The sequence below is a fragment of the Streptomyces sp. NPDC085932 genome (assembly GCF_044540525.1).
GTDB lineage: Bacteria > Actinomycetota > Actinomycetes > Streptomycetales > Streptomycetaceae > Streptomyces > Streptomyces levis.
On the sequence record NZ_JBITSJ010000005.1, the window covers coordinates 394,864 to 411,169 of the forward strand.

4 protein-coding genes are annotated in these 16,306 nt (G+C 76.1%); all 4 read left to right on the forward strand.

What is annotated here, in order from left to right; all coding sequences use genetic code 11:
- Nucleotides 1–3: 3 nt before the first annotated feature.
- The 4 genes from ACIGAQ_RS25885 to ACIGAQ_RS25900 are packed head-to-tail and all read left to right on the forward strand — an operon-like array spanning nucleotide 4 to nucleotide 16,299.
- A complete protein-coding gene (locus ACIGAQ_RS25885) occupies nucleotides 4–222 on the forward strand; it encodes an MbtH family protein (protein WP_311679236.1) in 219 nt (72 codons plus the stop codon).
- Complete coding sequence (locus ACIGAQ_RS25890) at nucleotides 222–3,791, forward strand: condensation domain-containing protein (RefSeq protein WP_399786619.1); 3,570 nt, start codon at nucleotides 222–224, stop codon at nucleotides 3,789–3,791. Before ACIGAQ_RS25885 ends, ACIGAQ_RS25890 begins: the two co-directional genes overlap by 1 nt.
- Nucleotides 3,788–8,335, forward strand: coding sequence for an amino acid adenylation domain-containing protein (locus ACIGAQ_RS25895; protein ID WP_399786622.1), 4,548 nt, complete (start codon nucleotides 3,788–3,790; stop codon nucleotides 8,333–8,335). Before ACIGAQ_RS25890 ends, ACIGAQ_RS25895 begins: the two co-directional genes overlap by 4 nt.
- Complete coding sequence (locus ACIGAQ_RS25900) at nucleotides 8,332–16,299, forward strand: amino acid adenylation domain-containing protein (protein WP_399786625.1); 7,968 nt, start codon at nucleotides 8,332–8,334, stop codon at nucleotides 16,297–16,299. Before ACIGAQ_RS25895 ends, ACIGAQ_RS25900 begins: the two co-directional genes overlap by 4 nt.
- Nucleotides 16,300–16,306 lie beyond the last annotated feature (7 nt).

Genomic DNA, 16,306 nt, shown 5'->3' on the forward strand with positions numbered 1-16,306 from the left:
GCCATGGCCAACCCGTTCGACGACGACAGCGGCGTCTTCCGCGTGCTGGTGAACGACGAGGGCCAGTACTCGCTGTGGCCCGACTTCGCGCCCGTACCGGCCGGCTGGGACAGCGTGCACGGCCCGGACACCCGGGCCGCCTGCCTGGAGCACATCGAGCGGCACTGGACGGACATGCGCCCGCGCAGTCTGGCCGAGGCCATGGGCGGAGCCGGCGACTGATGGCGCCCCGCCCGGTGGTGGAGGACGTCCTGCCCCTGTCCCCGACGCAGGAGGGCATGGTCTTCCACGCCCTGTACGACGACAGCGTCCCGGACGTCTACACCGGCCGGCTCGTCCTCCGGCTGGAAGGGCCCCTGGACCCGGGCCGGTTGCGCACCGCCGCCGACGCCCTGCTGGCCCGGCACGCCAACCTCCGGGCCGCCTTCCGCACCCAGCGGTCGGGCCGGCGGGTCCAGGTGATCGCCGGCGGGATCCGCACGCCCTGGCGCGAGACGGACCTGTCCGGCCTGCCGCCGGCCGAGCGGCAGGAGGCGTTCGAGAAACTGCTCGCCCGGGACGCGGCAGCCCGCTTCGACCTGGCCCGGCCGCCGCTGCTGCGCCTGCGGCTGGTGGCCTTCGGGGAACGGGACCACCGGCTGCTCATCTCCTCCCACCACCTGCTCTGGGACGGCTGGTCCGCACCCGTCCTGGTCCGTGAGCTCTTCCGCCTCTACACCGCGGGCGGCGACCCGGCCGCCCTGCCCCCGGTGCGGCCCTACCGCGACTACCTCGCGTGGCTGTCCCGCCAGGACCGCCGAGCCGCCGAACAGGCGTGGCGGGACGCCCTCCAGGACCTCGACGAGCCCTGCCTGCTCGCCCCCGGGGCCCGCGACCTGCCCGCCGAACAGCCGGGACGGCACGTCGTGGAACTGTCCGAGCGGGAGACCGGGGCCCTCACCGCCACCGCCCGCGCGCACGGCGTGACCGTCAGCACGGTGCTCCAGGGCCTGTGGGCGGTGCTGCTCGCCCGGCACACCGGCCGGCTCGACGTGGTCCTCGGCGCCACGGTGTCCGGCCGCGACGCCGACGTACCCGGCATCGAGTCGATGGTCGGCCTGTTCATCAACACCCTGCCGGTCCGCGTGCGGTTACGCCCCGCCGAGCCGGTCGGCGGACTGCTCCGGCGGATCCAGTCCGAGCGGTCGGCCCTGCTCGGCCACGAGCACCTCGGCCTGGCCGGCATCCAGCGCGCCGCCGGGCACGACCTGCTCTTCGACACGCTGCTGGTGTTCGAGAGCTACCCCATCGACGACGAGGGCATCGCCGACGCCCTGGGCCCCGACGGCCCCCGCATGACCGAGGTGTCGGTCCGCGACGCCACGCACTACCCGCTCACCCTCACCGCCCTGCCCGGCGACCGGCTCACCCTGACCTTCAGCCACCGGCCCACGGCCCTCGACGAGGCGACGGTGACGGACATCGCGGCCGGTCTGCACCGGCTCGTCCGGGCGTTCACGCAGGACCCCGACCGGCCGGTGGGACGGCTGGACGCGGCACCGGCCGACGCGAGCCGTGACACCACCCCGAACGAGCAGCGGCACACCACGGTCCGTGAACTCCTCGAAGAACAGGCCGCCCGCACGCCGGACGCCCCCGCCGTCCACCACGGGGACACCACCGTCTCCTTCGCCGAACTCGACGCGGCCGCCGACGGGTTGGCCGCCGCCCTGCTCGCCCGCGGTGCCGGGCCCGAGACCGTCGTGGCGGTCGCCCTGCCGCGCGGACCGGACCTCGTCACCGCCCTGCTCGCCGTCCTCAAGGCGGGGGCGGCCTGCATGCCCCTCGACCCGGCCTACCCGCCCGAGCGCATCGCCCTCATGCTCGGGGACGCCCGGCCCCGGCTCGTGGTGAGCGACCGGGAGACGGCCCGGCTGCTCGCCCTCGACCCGGAGTCGGTGTGCGACCCCGGCGCGACGGCCACCGCGGCGGCACGCCCGGCCCTCTCACCCGACCACCCCGCGTACGTCGTGTTCACCTCCGGCTCCACCGGCCGCCCCAAGGGCGTGCTCGGCACGCAGCGGGCGCTGGCCAACCGGCTCGCCTGGGGCAGGGAGCTGACGGACGGTCCGGGCGGGGCCCGCGTCGCCAAGAGCCCGATCAGCTTCATCGACGGCCTGACCGAACTGCTCGGCGCGCTGGTCGCGGGCGAGGCGGTGGCCCTCGCCGACGACGAGTCGGCCGGTGACCCGGCCGCGCTGGCGGCGCTGGCCGGCCGGCACGGTGCCACGATGCTCACCGCCGTGCCCAGCCTCCACACCACCTTGGTCGAGTCCACGCCGCCGGGCGGCTTCGCCTCGGTGCGCACCTGGATCTCCAGCGGCGAGCCCCTGACCACCGACCTGGCCCACCGGCTCACCACCCGCTGGCCCGGCTCACGCCTCGTCAACCTCTACGGCTGCTCGGAAGCGGCGGGCGACAGCCTGGCCCACGTGTACGCCCCGGACGACGACACCCCCGCGGGGGCCGACCGAGAGGCCACGAGGCCGACCGCCGTCCCGGCCCCCGCCAGCACGCCGCCCGACAGGCAACTCACCGATGATGCCGTCCCGGGCCGTCCGGCCCCGGGCAGCGTTCCGCCCGGCAGGCAGCTCACCCATGCGCCCCCGCCCGTCGCGCCCGGCACGGATGCCGCTCCGCCTGTCGGGTCCGGCGCCGATGCGCCTCCGCCCGTCGGGTCCGGCACGGATGCCGCTCCGCCTGTCGGGTCCGGCACGGATGCCGCTCCGCCTGTCGGGTCCGGCACGGATGCCGCTCCGCCTGTCGGGTTCGGCACGGATGCCGCTCCGCCCGTCGGCCCCGGCACCGGTGCCGGCATGCCGGGGCGTCCGGTCATCGGCGGCATCGTCCCCCTGGGCCGGCCCGTCGCCGGGACCCGCGTGTACGTCCTGGACCCGTTCCTGCGCCCCGCGCCGGTCGGTGCCGCCGGGGAGTTGTACCTCGCGGGGGACGGGCTCGCCCGGGGGTACCTCGGTCAGCCGGGGCTGACCGCCGAGCGGTTCGTCGCCGACCCCTTCGGGCCGCCCGGCGGACGCCTCTACCGCACCGGCGACCTCGCCCGGCTCCGCCGCGACGGCACGGTCGAGTTCCTCGGCAGGGCCGACCAGCAGGTCAAGATCCGGGGGGTCCGGGTCGAGCCCGGTGAGGTCGAGGCGGCGGCCCGTGCCCTGCCGGGCGTGCGCCGCGCCGCGGTCGTGGCCCGCCAGGACGGCACGGCGCCGCGACGGCTCGTGGCGTACGTGGAACCGGAGTCCGACGGCGACGGCGTACCCGATCCGGCCGCCCTGCGGCACGCGCTCGCCGAGCGGCTCCCGGCCCCTTGCGTGCCGGCCGCCGTGGTGGTCCTGCCGGCGCTGCCGCTCACCCCCAGCGGCAAACTCGACCGCCGCGCCCTGCCCGCCCCCGACTTCACCGGGTCGAGCACCGTCGACCCCCCGCGCACCGAGCCGGAGAAGGCGCTGTGCGCTCTGTTCGCCGAGGTCCTCGGCGTCGAACGTGTCGGCATCCACGACGACTTCTTCGCCCTCGGCGGCGACAGCATCGTCTCGGTCCGGCTGGCCGACCGGGCCCGCAGGGCGGGACTCGGACTCTCCCCCCGGGACGTGTTCACCCACCGCACCCCGGCCGGTCTCGCCCGCGCCCTGCCGGACGGCACCACCCCCCGGGAGGAGTTCACCGCGCCCGCTGCGCCCCTGGTGTCGCTCAGCCCGGCGCAGCTCGACAACGTCAAGGCGAGGTGGAGGAGCCGATGAGCACAGAACCCGCCGGGGCGGCGGACGACGGGACCCTGGTCGAGGACGTCCTGCCCCTGTCCCCGCTGCAGCAGGGCCTGCTCTTCCACGCCCTGTTCGACGAGGCCGCCCAGGACGTCTACACCATGCAGTCCCTCGTGGAGATCGAGGGCCCGCTGCACCCCGGGCCGCTGCGCGCCGCCGCCGAGGAACTCGTGGCCCGGCACGCCGTGCTGCGCAGCGCCTTCCTGCACGAGGACGACATGGACGAGCCGGTGCAGGTCGTCCTCAAGGAGGTCCCCGTCGACTGGCGGGAGGCCACCGCTGCGGGCGACGCGGACGTGGCGCGGCTCGTCGCCGCCGACGCCGCCGCCCGCTTCGACCCGACCGACCCGCCGCTGCTGCGCCTGACCCTCATCGACCGGGGCGGGGACCGCCGGCTGCTCGTCCTCACCAACCACCACCTGCTCCTGGACGGCTGGTCGATCCCGCTGCTCGTCCGCGAACTCCTCCAGCTGTACGCCCACCGGCTCGCCCCCGGCCGCTGCGCCCCGCCGCCCGCCGTGCGGCCGTACCGGGACTTCCTCGCCTGGCTGGCGAGCCGCGACCGGGAGGCGTCCGGCCGGGCCTGGCGCCAGGCACTCGCCGACGCGGCACCGACTCTGCTGGCCCCCTCGGCCGCCGGCCTCGTCCCCGTCCCGCCCGAACTGCACACCCTGCGGCTGACCGAGGACCTCACCGCCGGCCTGCAGCGGCTCGCCCGCTCCCGGGGCGTCACCGTCAACACCGTCGTCCAGGGCCTGTGGGCCCTGCTGCTGGCGCGCCTGACCGGCAGGGACGACGTGGTCTTCGGCGCGACCGTGGCGGGACGGCCCGCGGAGCTCGCCGGTGCCGAGTCGATGATCGGTCTGTTCATCAACACCGTGCCCGTACGGGTGGTCCTGCCGCCGGGGGAGCCGGCCGCCGCCTACCTGCGCCGGCTGCAGGACGAGCAGTCCCGGCTGATGGACCACCAGTACCTCGGGCTCACCGAGATCCAGCGCCTCGCCGGGGCCGGCGACCTCTTCGACACCCTGCTGGTCTTCGAGAACTACCCGGTCGACCAGGAGGCGGTGGCCTGCGCGGAGGAGGCGGCCGGGCTGCGGATCCTCGGTGTCGAGGGCTCCGGCGCCACGCACTACCCGCTGACCCTCGCCGTCCTCACCGGACGACGCCTCGGTGTCGTCTTCGAGTTCCGGCCCGACTGCTACGACCGCCCGGCCGTGGAACGGCTCGCCGGACGCTTCGAACGGCTGGTCCGCGCGGTCGTCACGGCACCCGGCACGCCCCTGGCGGCCCTGGACGTCCTCGCCCCCGAGGAACGCACCGCGCTGCTGGCCCGCGGCAGGACCGAACGGCCGCCCGCCCCGCACGCCACCCTGCCGGAGATCTTCCGGGACCGGGCCGCCCGGACACCGGACGCGGTGGCCGTCGCCGGTGACGGGAGGCGGCTCACCTTCGCGGAGGCCGACACCGAGGCCAACCGGCTCGCCCGGGTCCTGGCCGAGGCCGGTGCCGGGCCGGAGCGGATCGTCGCCCTCTCCCTGCCGCCGGCACCCGACACGATCACCGCGCTGCTCGCCGTGCAGAAGGCAGGCGCCGCCTATCTGCCCCTCGACCCCGCCTGGCCCGAGGACCGGATCGCCGGGATGCTCGCCGACGCCCGGCCCGTCGCCCTCGTCGCCACCACCGCCACCGCCCCCGGACCGGCCGCCCTCGACGGCGTCCCCGCCCTCCTCCTCGACGACCCCGGCACCCGGCGGCGCGTGGCGGAGACGGACGGCACCGACCTCACGGACGCCGACCGCACCGGACCGCTGCTGCCCGAACACCCCGCGTACGTCATCTACACCTCCGGCTCCACCGGCCGCCCCAAGGCCGTCGTCGTGCCGCACCGGGCGATCGTCAACCTGTACGCCGCCCACCACGCCGCCCTGCACGCACCGGCCGCGGCGGCGGCCGGCGGCCGGGCGCTGCGCGTCGGACACGCCTGGCCGACGGCCTTCGACGCCTCCTGGCAGCCCATGCTGTGGATGTTCGCCGGGCACGAACTGCACCTGGTGCCCGAGGACGTCCGCCGCGACCCCGACGCGTTGCGCGCCTTCCTCGCCGAGCACCGCATCGAGTTCATCGAGCTGTCCCCGTCCCTGCTCGCCGAGGTCGTCGCGCGCGGCGGCGACTGGCGCGGCGAGCTGAAGGTGCTGGGCGTCGGCGGCGAGGCCGTACCGCCCGATCTGTGGCGCACCCTCAGGGAGACCGGCGGACTGGCCGCGCACAACCTGTACGGGCCCACCGAGTGCACCGTCGACTCGGCCGACTGCGACCTCGCGCTCAGCGACCGGCCCGCCGTCGGCCGGCCCGTCGCGGGCGCCACCCTGTACATCCTCGACGGGCACCTCAACCCCGTGCCCGCCGGTGTCGACGGCGAGCTGTACATCGCCGGCGAGGGGCTGGCCCGGGGCTATCTGGGCCGCCCCGGGGCCACCGCGAGCCGCTTCGTCGCCGACCCGTTCGCCCTGCGGCCCGGCGCTCGCATGTACCGCACCGGGGACATCGCCCGATGGACCCCGCACGGCCTGGTGGAGTGCCTCGGCCGGGTCGACGACCAGGTCAAGATCCGGGGCTACCGCATCGAACCCGGGGAGATCGAGGCGGTCCTGCTCGGCCACGCGCTCGTCGAACGCGCCGCGGTCGTCGTCCGCGAGGACACCCCGGGCGTACGCCGCCTCGTCGCCTACGTCGTCACCGCCCCGGCCGCCCCGCCCGCCGAGGAGACGGCGGAACTGCTGCGCCGCGCCGCCGCCGCCGTCCTGCCCGACTACATGGTGCCCTCGGCGTTCGTCCCGGTCGACGCGTTCCCGCTGACCCTCAACGGCAAGCTCGACACCGCCGCGCTCCCGGCCCCCTCCCGCACCGCCGGGCCCGCCGCGCAACCCCCGCGCACCGCCGCCGAGAAGCAGCTCGCCGATCTCTTCGCACAGGTCCTCGGGCTGGACTCGGTGGGCGTGCACGACAGCTTCTTCGCGCTCGGCGGCGACAGCATCGTCTCCATGCGGCTGGTCGGCCGGGCCCGGGCCGCCGGTCTGGCACTCTCGCCGCGCGACGTGTTCGAGCACCCGACCGTCGCGGCACTCGCGGCCACCGCCGGTGACGCCCGGCGCCCGGGCACGGACCCCGAGGCGGGCATCGGCGACATCCCCCTGACCCCGGTGCTCGCCTCGCTCGTCGAACAGGGCGCCCCCTTCGGCACCCTCAGCCAGGCCCGCTTCCTGCGCACCCCGCCCGGCACGGACCTCGACGGCCTGCACCGCACGGTCCAGACCGTCCTGGACCGCCACGACCTGCTGCGCGCCACCTTCGCGCCCGACGAACGAGGCACCTGGCGCCTGCGCACCGCCCCGCCGGGCACCGTGCGCGCCGCCGGTCTCGTGTGGCGCGCCGACGCCGCCGGACTGGACCACGCCGCGATCGGCGCACTCGTGCCCGGCGCCTTCGCGGAACTGGCCGCCGAACTCGACCCGGCCGCCGGGGCGGTGGCGCGGTTCCTGTGGTTCGACACCGGGCCGGACCGCGAAGGACGCCTGCTGGCCGTCCTGCACCACCTGGCGACCGACGCCGCCTCCTGGGGCGTCCTCACCGCCGATCTCGCCGCGGCCTGGCACGGCACCCCGCTCCCACCGCCGGGCACCTCCTTCCGGGCATGGGCCCGGGCCCTGCGGGCCGAGGCCGTCGCCCCACGCCGTACGGCCGAACTCGCCCACTGGACAGCGGTGTCGGGCCGGCCCGAACCCGACCTGGGCGCCGGTCCCCTGGACCCGGCCCGGGACACCCTGGCCACCGTGCTCCGCCACGAGACGACCCTCGGCCCGGACCTCACCGCACGTCTCCTCGCCCACCCCGTGCGGGACGTCCTGCTGACCGCGCTGGCCCTGGCCGTCCCGGTCTGGCGGCGGGAGCTGGGCCGCCCCGCGCCGGACGATTCCGTCCTGATCGCCCTGGAGGGGCACGGCCGCGAGGAGCACCTCCTGCCGGACGCCGACCTGTCCGGCACCCTCGGCTGGTTCACCACCGTCTTCCCCGTCCGCCTCGACCCCGGCGACGGACCCCCCGCCGACCTGCTGCGGCGCGTGCGCGACCAGCTGGCCGCCCCGCCCGACCAGGGCATCGGCCACGGCCTGCTGCGCCACCTCAACCCGGACACCGCCCCCGTCCTCGCCGGGCTCCCGCAGCCCTCGATCCTGGTCGACTACCTCGGCCGGATGAGCCTCGGCGAACGGCCCGGGGACGCCGCGTTCACCAGCGCCCCCGAGACCGGCGCCGTCGGCGGCCTGGCCGACCCCACGACACCGGTCCGCCACCCGCTCGTCCTCGACGCGGTGATCAGCGACGGAACGGACCCGGCCGGCCCGGTCCTCACGGCCTGCTGGCACTGGCCGGAACGCCTCTTCACCCGGGCGCAGACCGAACGGCTCGGCCAGCTGTGGACCGCTTCCCTCGAACGGCTCCTGAAAGGCGGAGAGCAGTGACCGACACCCACGGGGCCCCGCCCGCCGACCTCGCGGCCCGCAAGCGGGAACTGCTGCGCCGCAGACTGCAGAACGCCGGACTGGCCGACACCCCCGCCCGGGCCGAACGGATACCGCCCCGCCCCGAGGGCACGGGCCCGCTGCCCCTGTCGTACGCCCAGTCCCGGATGTGGCTGCTCCAGCAGCTCGACCCGGCGAGCCCCGCCTACAACGTCTGCCTGGCCATCCGGCTGCGCGGCCCGCTCGACGCCCACGCCCTGCGCACCGCCCTGGCCGGCCTGCTCGCCCGGCACGAGGTGCTGCGCACCCGCTACCCCGCCGCCGACGACGGCACCCCTCAGCAAATCGTGGACGACAAGGCGGAGTTGTGCTTCGAGGCGGTCGACCTCGACGGGCTGCCCGGGGACGAGCGGGACCGGCGCACCGCGGAGCTGGCCCGCACCGCCTCCGCGACCCCCTTCGACCTCGCCACCGACCACCCCCTGCGGGCCCTGCTCGTACGGCGGGACGGTCACGACCACACCCTCGTGCTGACGGTGCACCACATCGCCTGGGACGGCGGCACCTTCAACGCCCTGTCCCGCGACCTGAGCGCCCTCTACCGGGCCGCACGCACGGGCGAGGACGATCAGCTCGCGCAACTCCCCGTCCAGTACGCCGACTTCTCCCTCTGGCAGCGCACCACCTTCACCGACGAACGGCTGGCCGGGCACCTCGACCACTGGCGCACCGCACTGGTCCCGCCGCCCCGCCCCCTGGACCTGCCCGTCGACGCGCCCCGCACGCCCCGGCCCGCCGCGCACGGCGGCCGCCGCTTCCACACCTTCGCGCCCGAGGTCACCGACCGCCTCACCGCCTTCGCCCGCACGGCAGGCGCCACCCCGTTCATGGTCCTGCTCGCGGGCCTGACCGCCCTGCTCCACCGCCTGACCGGCGCCACCGACGTCCCCGTCGGCTCCGCCGTCATGAACCGCGACCTGCCCGGACTCGACCGCCTCGTCGGCAACTTCGGCAACACCCTGGCCCTGCGCGCCGACCTCGAAGGCGACCCCGGAACCGGCGAACTCGTCGAGCGGGTCCGCCGGCTGTGCACCGAGGCGTACGCCCACCAGGACATGCCGTTCGACCTGCTGGTGGAGCGGCTGCGGCCGGAACGCCACCCGGGCCGGGCCGTCTGGTTCGACGTCATGCTGCTGTTCCTCACCCAAGGACTCCAGGGGCCCGAACTGCCCGGGGTGAACGCCGAGTGGGAGACCGTCCACAACGACACCACCCAGTTCGACCTGTCCCTGGAGGCCTTCCTCACCGGCGGGCGGCTGCGCATCGAGGCCACCTACCGCAGCGCCCTGTTCACCCCCGAGACCGTCGACCGGCTGCTGCACCGGCTGGAGACGCTCCTGGCCGCCGGACTGGCCGACCCCGAACGGCCCGTCTCCCGGCTGCCGTTGATGCCCGCCGCGGAGGAACAGCAGGTCCTGGAGGAGTGGAACGCCACCGCCCGGACCGTCCCGGGCACCACCCTGACCGCGCTGCTCGCCGAACAGGCCGCGCGCACCCCCGACGCACCCGCGCTCACCCACGCCGACGGCACCCTCGGCCACGCCGCGCTCCACGCCCGCGCCGACCGCCTGGCCCGCGTGCTGATCGACCACGGCGTCGGACCCGAACACCGTGTCGCCGTGGCCCTCGACCGCGGACCCGACCTGGTCGTGGCGCTCCTCGCCACACTCCAGGCGGGAGCCGCCTACGTCCCCCTGGACACCGGCTACCCCGCCGCACGCCTCGCCGTGATGATCGAGGACGCCGCCCCGGCACTCGTCCTGACGTCGAGCGACGCCGCGGGGCGGGTGCCCGCCGGTGCGGCACCCACCCTGCTGCTCGACGACCCCGGCCTGCGCGAGCGCGTGGCCGCCCAGGCCCCCGGGCCCGTCACCGACGCGGAACGGCTCGCACCCCTGCGGCCCGAGCACCCCGCGTACGTCATCTTCACCTCCGGCTCCACGGGCCGCCCCAAGGGCGTCGTCGTCCCGCACGCCGCGATCGTCAACCGGCTGCTGTGGATGCAGGACACCTACCGCCTCGGCCCCGAGGACCGGGTCCTGCAGAAGACCCCGGCCGGCTTCGACGTCTCGGTCTGGGAGTTCTTCTGGCCGCTGATCACCGGAGCTTCGCTGGTCCTCGCCCGCCCCGGCGACCACCGCGACCCCGCCCACCTCGCCGACCTGATCCGCGAACACGGCGTCACCACCGCCCACTTCGTCCCGTCGATGCTGCGGGTCTTCCTCGACGACCCCGCCGCCGCGCAGGCCCGGGGCGTGCTGCGCCGCATCGTGTGCAGCGGCGAGGCCCTGCCGTCGGACCTTGCCGAACGCTGCACCCGCCTGCTGGCCGGCACCGCCCTGCACAACCTCTACGGCCCGACGGAGGCGGCCGTCGACGTCACCGCCTGGCCCTGCGCCGACGGCACCCGCTCCGCCTCGGGCTCGGTGCCCGTCGGACGCCCGGTGTGGAACACCCGCACCCTCGTCCTGGACGCCGCCCTGCGCCCGGTACCGCCCGGCGTGGCGGGCGAGCTGTACCTGGCCGGGACCCAGCTCGCCCGGGGCTACGTCGGCCGCCCCGCCCTGACCGCCGCCCGCTTCGTCGCCGACCCCTACGGCCCGCCCGGCAGCCGCCTGTACCGCACCGGCGACCTGGTCCGCTGGACCGCCCAGGGCGCCCTGGAGTTCCTCGGCCGCACCGACGACCAGGTCAAGATCCGCGGCTTCCGGGTCGAGCCGGGCGAGACGGAGGCCGCCCTCGCCGCCCTGCCGGACGTGTCCCAGGCGGCGGTCACCGTACGCCGGGACGTGCCCGGCGAACCCCGCCTGGTCGCCTACGCCGTCCCCCGGCCCGGCACCCGGCCGCAACCGCCGGCCCTGCGCCGCGAGCTCGCCGGTGCCCTGCCGGACCACCAGGTGCCCTCCGCCGTGGTCGTGCTGGACGCCCTGCCGCTCACCCCCAACGGCAAACTCGACCGCGCCGCCCTGCCCGCCCCCGACCTGGCCGCGCTCACCACCGCCACGGCACCCCGCACCGAGGCCGAGGCGGCCCTGTGCCGCCTCTTCGCCGACCTGCTCGGGCTGCCCTCGGTCGGCGTCCACGACGAGTTCTTCGCCCTCGGCGGCCACTCCCTGCTCGCCACCCGGCTCGTCGCCCGGGTCCGCGCCGAGCGGGGTGTCACCCTGCCGCTGCGGGCCGTCTTCGACACCCCCACCGCGGCCGCCCTGGCACCCCTGCTGGACGCGCCCGGCGAGCGGCGGCCCGCCCTGCGCCCCGCCGTCCGCCGCCCGGAACCGCTGCCGCTGTCCTTCGCGCAGTCCCGGCTGTGGTTCCTGTACCGGCTGGAGGGGCCGGCCCCCACCTACAACATCCCCACCGCCGTCCGGCTCCGCGGCCCGCTCGACCCCGCTGCCCTGCGCGCGGCCCTCCAGGACGTCGTGGACCGCCACGAGGCCCTGCGCACGGTCTTCCCCGACCACGACGGCGTGCCCCGGCAGGAGATCCGCACCGACGCGACCGTGTCCTTCGACGTGGTGAGCGCACGGGCCGGTGAGGTCGACGCGCTGCTCGCCAGGGCCGCCGCCCACCCCTTCGCCCTCGACCGCGAACTCCCCGTGCGCGCCACCCTGGTGAGCGTCGCCCCCGACGACCACGTGCTGCTCCTGCTCGTCCACCACATCGCCACCGACGGCTGGTCGGACGAGCCCCTGCTGCGGGACCTGGCCACCGCCTACGCCGCCCGCCGCAGCGGCGCGCCTCCGGCCTGGCCGCCGCTCGCCGTCCAGTACGCCGACCACACCCTGTGGCAACGCGACCTGCTCGACGAGGAGTTCACCGCCCGCGAGGTCCGCTCCTGGGCGCGGCGCCTGGACGGGCTCCCGGAGGAACTCCAGCTGCCCGTCGACCGGCCGCGCCCGGCCGTGCCCGGACACCGGGCCGGCGCCGTCGACTTCACCCTCGACGCGGCCACCCACCGGGCGCTGCGCGACCTGTCCGCCGAGTCCGGCGGCACCGTCTTCATGGCGCTCCAGGCCGCCCTCGCCGTGCTGCTCGCGCGGCTGGGCGCCGGGGACGACATCCCGCTCGGCACCCCGGTCGCCGGCCGCGCCGACCCCGCCCTGGACGACCTGGTGGGCCTGTTCGTCAACACCCTCGTGCTGCGCACCGACGTCTCCGGCGACCCGGCGTTCCGCACGCTCCTCACCCGGGTCCGCGAGGCCGACGTGGACGCCTACGCCGGCCAGGACCTGCCCTTCGAGCGGCTGGTGGACGCGCTCGCGCCGACCCGCACGACGGGCCGCCACCCGCTCTTCCAGGTCATGCTCGCCCACCAGCAGGCCCCGCCCGCCGTCCGGGACTTCGCCGGCCTCACCCTGAGCGAGCGACGCGTCCCCTTCCACACCGCCAAGACCGACCTGGCCTTCCACGTCTTCGAGCACCCCGACGGGGGCGGCATCGACGGCTCCCTCGTCTACAGCGAGGACCTCTACGACCGGGACACGGCACGGGAGCTGACCGAACGGTTCGTCCGCCTGGCCGGTGAACTGGCCCGGCACCCCGACCGCCCGGTGGGCGCCGCCGACGTCCTCACCCCGCGCGAACGGCACCAGCTGCTGACGGAGTGGAACGACACCGCGCGGCCCATGCCGGCCACCACCCTCACCGCCCTGGTGGAGGAGCAGGTCGCCAGGACCCCGCAGCTCGTGGCGGTCGAGTACGGTGTCCCCGGCGGTCCCGCCCTCACCTACGCCGAACTCGACGCCCTGGCGGGCGGCCTGGCGCGGCGGCTCGGCTCCCTGGGCGTGGGCCCCGAGTGCCGGGTCGGCATCCACCTGGAACGGTCCGTGGAGATGGTCGTCGCGCTGCTGGCCGTGCTGAAGGCGGGCGGCGCCTTCGTCCCGCTGGAACCGTCCTGGCCGGCCCGCCGCATCGCCGAGGTGTCCCGCGGCGCGGCCCTGACCGCCGTGCTCGGCCGTCCCGGCGACGACCGCGTCCTCGGCCGTGACACGCTCGGGCCGGACGCGCCGCCCGTCGTCGAGGTCGCCCTCGACGGACCCACGGCCGACCATCCGTCGGTCCCCGTCGACCCCGAGGGCCTCGCCTACGTCATCCACACCTCCGGCTCGACCGGCACCCCCAAGGGCGCCATGATCCGGCACCGGGCCATCGCGCACCGGCTGCTGTGGCAGCGCGGCCTGCTGGGCTTCGGCACGGACGACGCGGCCCTGTTCAAGGCGCCGCTCGGCTTCGACATCTCCATCAACGAGATCTTCCTGCCCCTGGTCAACGGCGGCCGCGTGGTGATCGCCGAACCCGGCGGCGAACGGGACACCGACTACCTCCTCGACACCGTCGAACGGCACCGGGTGACCTTCACCTACCTGGTGTCCTCGATGCTCGACCTGCTCCTCGAACTCGACGGCTTCGCCCGCCGCGCCGCCTCGCTGAAACACGTGTGGTGCGGCGGCGAGGTGCTCACGCCCGAACTGTTCGCCCGCTTCCGGGCCGCCAGCGGGGCCGTGATGTACCACGGCTACGGCCCGGCCGAGGCCACCATCGGCGTCAGCCACGTCGTGTACCGCACCGGCGCCGTCCGCAGCGCCGTCTCCATCGGCAGGCCCAACTCCAACACCCGCCTGTACGTCCTGGACGAACGGCTCCGGCCCGTCCCGGTGGGCGTGCCGGGGGAGTTGTACGCGGGCGGCGTCTACCTCGGCCGGGGCTACGTCAACGACCCGCGCCGCACCGCCGACCACTTCGTCGCCGACCCGTACGGCCCGCCGGGCGAACGCCTGTACCGCACCGGCGACCTGGTCCGGTGGCAGCGGGACGGGACGCTGGAGTTCCTGGGCCGCGCCGACAACCAGGTGAAGATCCGCGGCATGCGCGTCGAACTGGAGGAGATCGAGGCGGTCCTCGAACAGCACCCGGGCGTCCGGCGCGGCGTGGTGGTGATCCGCGAGGACGCCCCGGGCGTCACACAGCTCGCCGGCTACTGCCTGGCCGACCCCGGCGTCCTGCCCGCACTGCGCGACTGGCTCCGGGAGCGGCTGCCCGAGCACATGGTGCCGCGCACGCTCACCTCGCTGGACGCCTTCCCGCTGCTGCCCTCCGGCAAGGTGAACCGGGCCGGCCTGCCCGCCCCCGAGTCCGCCGCCGGCACGGGCACCTCGCGGGAGCCCGCGACCGCACGCGAACGGCGGCTGTGCGGCCTCTTCGCCACCGTCCTCGGCCTCGAACAGGTGGGTGCCGACGACGACTTCTTCCAGCTGGGCGGTGACAGCATCGTCTCCATCCGGCTGGTGACCCTCGCCCGCAAGGCCGGCCTGGTCCTCAGCCCCCGGCAGGTCTTCCAGTCGCCGACCCCGGCCGGTCTCGCCGCGGCCGCGGCCGCCGCCGAGACCGGTCACGCGAGCACCGCCGGGACCCCGGACGATCCGGTGGGCGAGGCCGGACTCACCCCGGTCATGCGGTGGGCGGCCGGCCCCGACGGCTCCTGCGGCGGCCTCGCCCAGGCCGTGCTGCTGGTGACGCCCGCCGGCCTGACCGAGGACGACACCGTCACCGTCCTCCAGGCCCTGGTGGACCGGCACGACATGCTCCGCGCCCGGCTGGCCGGCGACGGCAGCCGCCTGACGGTCCCCGCCGAGGGCACCCTGCGCGCGGGCGACCTGCTGACCCGGGCCGAGGACACCGACCTCGAACGGCAGCTGGCCGGGGCGGCGGCCCGGCTGGACCCCCGGGCCGGGCGGATGCTCCAGGCGGTGCTGCTCGGCACGGACCGGCTGCTCCTGGTCGCCCACCACCTGGTCGTCGACGGCGTGTCCTGGCGGATCATCACCGCCGAGCTGGCCGACGCCTGGCAGGCGCTGCGCTCCGGGACGCCCCCGCGCCCGGTCCGGACCGGCACCTCCTTCCGCCGCTGGAGCGGCCTCCTGGCCGAGGAGGCCCGCACGCCCGAACGGATGCGCGAACTGTCTTTCTGGTCCGGGACGCTGGAGCGGGCCCGGCCCCTGCTGGACCAGGTCCTCGACCCCGACCGGGACACCGCGGAGACGGTGCGGGAGGAGCGGCTCGTCCTTCCCGCCGACCTGAGCGGGCCGCTCCTGACGACGGTTCCCGCCGCCCACCGGGCCGGCGTCCCGGACGTGCTGCTGGGCGCCCTCGCGGTGGCGGCGGCCGCCTGGCGGGAGGAGCGCGGCGACCTCGCCGGCCGCTCGCTCCTCGTGGGCCTCGAAGGCCACGGGCGCGAGGAGCACCTCTTCGCGGGCGTCGACCTGTCGGCCACGGTGGGCTGGTTCACCACCCTCCACCCCGTCGCCCTCGACCCGGGCCCGCTCGACCTCGACGAGGCCCTCTCCGGCGGCACGGCCGCGGGCACGGCCCTGAAGCGGATCAAGGAGCAGCTGCGCGCCGTACCGGACCACGGCATCGGCTACGGCCTGCTGCGCCACCTCAACCCCGCCACCGCCGCCGAACTGGCCGAACGCCCGCACCCGCAGATCGTCTTCAACTACCTCGGCCGGTTCACCGCGTCCGCCCCCGGCACCGCACCCTGGGAGCTCGCCCCCGAGGCGCCGCTGCTCGCCGTGCCGCGGGACGGCGGGCGGCCCGTCGCCGCCGGACTGGAGATCAACGCGGTCGCCGTCGAACAGGCCGACGGGGTCCGGCTGCACGTCTCCGCCGCCGCCCCGCACGCGTTCCTCGCCCCTTCCCGGACGCGTGCCCTGCTGAGGCTGTGGGAGCGGGCGCTGCGCGGTCTCGTGCGGCACGCCGAGGACGCCCCGGCGGGCGGGCTCACCCCGTCGGACCTGCCCTTGGTGGCCGTGACCCAGGAGGACATCGAGGACTTCGAGAACGGTTTCGACCACGACAGCGACCACTTCGGCTTCGACGACTCCGACGACAACGACGGCTTCTGAGGGACAG